Annotated in this window: 5 protein-coding genes; 2 read left to right on the top strand and 3 right to left on the bottom strand. The window is 65.0% G+C overall.

Annotation, left to right across the window (positions count from 1 at the left end):
* The 3 genes from AB1I47_RS33460 to AB1I47_RS33450 all read right to left on the bottom strand — a co-directional run.
* The coding region (locus tag AB1I47_RS33460; protein WP_354687938.1) for a citrate/2-methylcitrate synthase at positions 1–235 on the bottom strand (235 nt) is incomplete at its 3' end.
* Positions 236–280: 45 nt separating this feature from the next.
* A complete protein-coding gene (locus tag AB1I47_RS33455; RefSeq protein ID WP_354687937.1) occupies positions 281–1261 on the bottom strand; it encodes an HpcH/HpaI aldolase/citrate lyase family protein in 981 nt (326 codons plus the stop codon).
* 132 nt (positions 1262–1393) lie between these two features.
* A complete protein-coding gene (locus tag AB1I47_RS33450) occupies positions 1394–2377 on the bottom strand; it encodes a malate dehydrogenase (protein WP_354687936.1) in 984 nt (327 codons plus the stop codon).
* Positions 2378–2786: 409 nt separating this feature from the next.
* Between AB1I47_RS33450 and AB1I47_RS33445 the strand changes: the two genes are divergently transcribed.
* Positions 2787–3680, top strand: a complete 894-nt coding sequence (locus tag AB1I47_RS33445) for a GntR family transcriptional regulator (protein WP_354687935.1) — start codon at positions 2787–2789, stop codon at positions 3678–3680.
* Between the two features lie 311 nt (positions 3681–3991).
* On the top strand, positions 3992–4154 hold a 163-nt coding region (locus AB1I47_RS33440; RefSeq protein ID WP_475572033.1), incomplete at its 3' end, for a succinate dehydrogenase, cytochrome b556 subunit.

Here is a 4154-nt window from a genome sequence, read left to right as displayed (position 1 = left end):
GCTTGCCGTGCACCAGCAGGTGGGCGATCTCCTCGAACTCGCAGGCGTCGGCGATATCGAGGATGTCGTAGCCGCGGTAGTGCAGGTCGTTGCCGGTACGGCCGACCGTGCACAGCGCGGTATTGCCGGCGGCAACGCCGGACAGCGCGACGGATTTCTTGGGCCTGGGCGCGGGCGTCGGTTCAGCGGGCGCCGGTACAGCCTGGCGCCGTGCAGCGGTCTTCGAAGCGGCCATCCGTGTCTCCTTCGGGGCGCGACCTTATTTTGTGTTGCTCTTGTCTCAGGCGAAGAACAGCGCTTCCACGTTGGCCGGCAGCGGCGTGCCGGTGGCCTGCGCGCGCTGCAGCAGGGACCAGTAGTAGCGGTAGCTGGCGCGGTCGTGCAGCTGGCCTTCGTGCCGGATCGGCGCCCAGTTGTTCTCGTGCGCGGCCAGCAGGATCTGGCTGGCCGCGCCGATTTCCCCGGCGCCGGGGCGGAATGCCGCCACGATCGGCGCGATCTGGCCCGGATGGATGCTCCATTTGCGCAGGTAGCCGAACTCGCAGCGCGCGCGCAGCGCATCGTCGCCGGCGCGCTGCGGCGCCTGCACATCGGTGCTGACGTTGTGCGAGGGCACCTTGCCGTGCCGGTGGCAGGCGGCCGAGATTTCCAGCATGGCGCGGCGGATCAGCGGATGCTCGAACTGCTGGGGCGAGCGCATGGCCTCGCCCGGGATCGCGCCATGGTGGGCCGAGACGAAATCCATCAGTCCGAAGCTCAGGCATTCCACCTGCACCAGCGCGGCGATATCGAAGGCCTGCTCGAGCGCGGCATGGGTCTCGATCAGCACATGGATCGGGATATGCCGCGCGATGCCGGCACTGCGCGCCACCTGGTTGACATGGTCGGTCACGCGCGCGACCTCGACCACGTCGGTGACCTTGGGCACCACCACATAGGCCAGCCGGGCACCGGCGGCGCGCACCAGCACGTCGACGTCCTGGCGCCAGCTCGGGTGGGCAGGATCGTGGATACGCACGCCCACGCGGTTATGCGCGTTGAGCGGGCTGCTGGCCAGTTGCGCGCACAGCTCGGCATGCTCGCGCTCACGGCCGACGGCGGCGCCGTCCTCGCAGTCGAAGGTGATATCGAAGACGGGCCCAAGCTCTTGCTGCAGGGCAAGCGATTTGCGCATCAGCTTTTCGCTGCCCGCGTAGTGGTCGCACACCGGTAGCTGGACCGGGATGGCTTCGCCCTGGAACAAGACCTCGGAAGGATGCACGTTGGTTCGGATCGTTGGTTGAAGGGGAGTGCAGAGGCTAGCGTAACGCTCCAATATGAAAAACCGGGGTCCGCACCGATTGAATCGTTGCGGAACCCCGGTCTTTGCTCTGGTCTTTCCTCGAGCGGAAGATCAGCCCAGCAGGTGCTGCACGCCGGCCTTTTCTTCTTCCAGTTCGTTCAGGGTGATGTTGATCTTTTCCTGGCTGTAGGCGTCGATCTCCAGACCCTTGACGATTTCGTACTTGCCGTTGGCGGTGGTCACCGGGAAGCCGAACATGGTGTCGGCGGGGATGCCGTACTCGCCGTTCGACGGGATGCCCATGGTGACGACCTTGCCGTTCGAGCCCAGCACCCAGTCACGCACGTGGTCGATGGCGGCGTTGGCGGCCGAAGCTGCCGACGACAGGCCTCGGGCCTCGATGATGGCGGCGCCGCGCTTGCCGACGGTCGGCAGGAACACGTCGTTGTTCCACACCGGATCGTTGATCAGGTCCTTGACGCTCTGGCCGTCGACGGTGGCATAGCGGTAGTCGGCGTACATGGTCGGGCTGTGGTTGCCCCATACGAACAGCTTCTCGATCGACGACACCGGCTTGCCGGTCTTGGCGGCGATCTGCGACAGGGCACGGTTGTGGTCCAGGCGCAGCATCGCGGTGAAGTTCTCGCGCGGCAGGTTCGGGGCCGACTTCATCGCGATGTAGGCGTTGGTGTTGGCCGGGTTGCCGACCACCAGCACCTTGACGTCGCGGCTGGCGACTTCGTCCAGTGCCTTGCCCTGCACGGTGAAGATCTGGGCGTTGGCTTCGAGCAGATCCTTGCGCTCCATGCCCTTGCTGCGCGGACGGGCGCCCACCAGCAGGGCAACGTCGGCGTCCTTGAAGGCAACCTTGGGATCATCGGTGATGACCACGCCGGCCAGCAGCGGGAAGGCGCAGTCTTCCAGTTCCATCACCACGCCCTTGACGGCTTGCTGGGCTTGCGGGAGGTCGAGCAGTTGGAGGATGACCGGCTGGTCTTTGCCCAGCATGTCGCCATTGGCGATGCGGAACAGCAGGGAGTAGCCGATCTGGCCAGCGGCGCCGGTCACTGCGACGCGCATTGGGGCTTTAGCCATGAGTAAATCTCCAAACGATAGAAGGGGGGAAGCCGGTCGGTGGCGCGTCGCCATGCAGGGCGGGCCGGCGCGTCACCGGGTGCTGGTTGTCGCCACAGCGGGGAGCGGCAGTCCGCCGGAACCGGGTGGCGGGGCCACGGGGCGGGACCGGTGAGGGAAAGCCACAACGGGTCATGGTGATGCAACGAAGCGTAAGTCTACTGCGAAGCGTGGCGCCATTTCCAGACCGGATTCCGGCAGCGGAGCACGGAACGGGACCGGAAAGGGCGCGCAGGAGCCTTTCGCGGGCGTGGACCAGCGCGAGTGTAGGCCGCGCCTCCCTCTATGTCAATTCATATGTCTTATATAAGACATAAGACAATTAATGTCAGGCTGGACGGGCCTCGCCCTTTTGTGGTGAAATCCCGCTATGTCTTCCCTGCCTACGTCCCTGACCGGCGCGGCCGCCCCCGGCGCGCAGGAATCTGGCGCCGCCACGCCTGGCGCCGGGACGCAGTCGCCCCCGTCTTCCGCCGCGGCGCAGACCGCTGTTGCTCAGGCTGCACACCAGGCCGCCCAACAGGCTGCCGCCCCCCACGCCGTGCCATCGCCCACTTTCAGTCCGCTCTACCAGCAGATCAAGGCGCTGATCACGCGCAGCCTGCAATCCGGCGAATGGAAGCCGGGCGAGATGATTCCCAGCGAAATGGAGCTGGCCGCACGCTACAAGGTCAGCCAGGGCACAGTGCGCAAGGCCATCGACGAGCTCGCCGCCGAGAACCTGGTGGCGCGCCGGCAGGGCAAGGGCACGTTTGTGACCACGCACCATGAGGACGTGGTCAAGTTCCGCTTCCTGCGCCTCGTTCCCGACGAAGGCGAACCGCATTATGGCGCCAGCCGCGTGCTCGAGTGCAAGCGCCTGCGCGCCCCCGCCGAGATTGCCCGCTTGCTCGATATCCGCACCGGCGACAGCGTGGTGCAGATCCGCCGCGTGCTGACTTTCTCCGGCGAGTCGACCGTGCTGGACGAAATCTGGCTGCTCGGCGCCAACTTCAAGGGCCTGACAGCTGAAAAGCTGACCGAGTGGAAGGGCCCCATGTATGCATTATTCGAGGCCGAATTCGGTACGCGCATGATCCGCGCCTCGGAGAAGATCCGCGCTGTGGCCGCCGACGAGACGGCGGCCGAGCTGCTGTCCGTCCCGGTGGGCTCGCCGCTGCTTTCGGTCGAGCGTGTGTCGTACACCTACGGCGATCGCCCGGTGGAAGTGCGACGCGGCCTCTATGTGACGACCCGCCACTACTACCAGAACGACCTGAGCTGACTCCCGGCCTGCGGCGTGATCCCCGCGCCGGCCCTGATTATTGCGGCTTCCTTGATGGCGATGCGGCTGTAGTTGCCGCGGATGAATGTTGCGCGCCAGTGCCGCGTCATGTGCATGGTGTGCGATTGTCGGGCGGCGCCGTTGCCGCCTGATAGCTGAAAATTATTGGTGCAGCGCGCAACAAAGGCGCTAAAATCTCATGGATTTGCCCTAATGCATCCCATTGCATGCAGGGGTGGTACATGCAGGGTGGTGGGCAGTATCGTTTTTTGCAGTTTCGTTTCTTTGTTTACCGCTAATTGGGGTCTCGCATGGCTGAAGCCGTCAAACAAGCCAGGCCGGAGTACCGGAATATCGGAATCGCGCAGATTGCGCGCTACCGGTTGCCCTGGGCCGGCAAGGTATCCATCCTGCATCGCGTCAGCGGTGCACTGATGTTCCTCCTTCTTCCCTTCGTCCTGTATCTGTTTGAGC

The sequence above is a fragment of the Cupriavidus necator genome (assembly GCF_040578825.1).
In the GTDB taxonomy this organism is placed as follows: Bacteria; Pseudomonadota; Gammaproteobacteria; order Burkholderiales; family Burkholderiaceae; genus Cupriavidus; species Cupriavidus necator_E.
This window is presented reverse-complemented; position numbering and strand designations above follow the sequence as displayed.